This is a genomic window from Bradyrhizobium sp. ERR14, assembly GCF_014198235.1.
GTDB lineage: Bacteria > Pseudomonadota > Alphaproteobacteria > Rhizobiales > Xanthobacteraceae > Bradyrhizobium.
This window is the reverse complement of sequence record NZ_JACIHD010000064.1, coordinates 1-1,265: the sequence shown is the minus strand read 5'-3', so window position 1 is coordinate 1,265 and position 1,265 is coordinate 1. Positions and strand designations below refer to the sequence as shown.

The window sequence follows — 1,265 nt, the reverse complement described above, 5'->3', positions numbered from 1 at the left end:
TGAACCTCCTCCGAACTGATGGACACCTGTAGTAGGCTCGAAGAGCCAGGAGGTGTCGGATGGAAGGACGTCAACGTCGGTCATTTACGGACGACTACAAGCGGCGAGCGGTCGATCTGGTTGCATCGAGTGGCCGCTCGATCGGATCGGTGGCCAAGGAACTTGGTCTGCGCGATTCAGTGCTGCGGCGGTGGGTGGAGCAACGTGGGGCCGGGCGAGAGCCGACGGCGGCGGCGCGGCGCCCCACAACGCAGGCGACGCTGCCGTCGGCGGACCACGCGGCGGAGATCGCCCGTCTGCAGCGAGAGAACGAACGGCTCCGGATGGAGCGCGATATTTTAAAAAAGTCCATTGCGATCTTTGCTGGAGTTCAGAAATGAGATTCTGCTTCATCGAAGATCGCCGCGCCGACTATCCGGTGAGGATCATGTGCGACGCGCTCGGCGTCTCGCCGGCTGGCTATTATGCCTGGCGGGCACGCCCGGAGAGCCCGCGAGCCGCCGCCAACCGTGAGCTCGTCGACGACATCAAGCGGGTTCACCGCGACACCAATGGCCGCTATGGCAGCCCGCGCGTCTATGCCGAGTTGAGGGCCCAGGGGCGCGGAGCGAGCCGCGGTCGCATCGAGCGACTGATGCGCCACCACGGCATCAGGGCCATCATGGCGCGACCACGACGGCCGCGCACTACCGACAGCCGTCACGACTTCCCGATTGCCCCGAACCTGCTCGAGCGCAACTTCATCGCCGCCGTACCGAACCGGGTCTGGCTCGCCGACATCACTTACATCGAGACAGATCAGGGCTGGCTTTATCTGGCCACGGTCATGGACCTCTACAGCCGCAAGATCGTCGGCTGGGCGATGGCGGATCATTTGCGCGCTGAACTGCCATTGGCGGCCCTGGCGATGGCCATTACCATACAGCGGCCGGGCGTTGGCTTGATCCACCATTCAGATCGTGGCGTTCAATACGCCTCGGCGGAGTATCGCAAGATGATGCAGTCCGCCGGCTTCCGCGCCTCGATGAGCCGCAGGGCCGACTGCTATGACAACGCTCCGATGGAGAGCTTCTTCCATACGCTCAAAACCGAACTCGTCCATCACCAGCATTATGCAACACGTGCGCAAGCCAGCCGTGATATCTTTGCTTACATTGAGGGATTTTACAATCGAACGCGTCGCCACTCGGCCATTGGATATCTCAGTCCGATCGAGATGGAGCTAGAAGCAGCTTAACCCTGTCCATTTTTTTGGGGGAAGATCA

Annotated in this window: 1 protein-coding gene; it reads left to right on the top strand. The window is 61.7% G+C overall.

All coding sequences use genetic code 11. The annotated features are described in order from the left end of the window. Window positions 1–59: 59 nt before the first annotated feature. Window positions 60–1,237 (top strand): IS3 family transposase gene (locus GGD62_RS40515; RefSeq protein ID WP_246800593.1). Its coding sequence is split into 2 segments (ribosomal slippage): window positions 60–357 and window positions 357–1,237, totalling 1,179 coding nucleotides; the frame shifts between segments, so codons are not numbered across the junction. Window positions 1,238–1,265 lie beyond the last annotated feature (28 nt).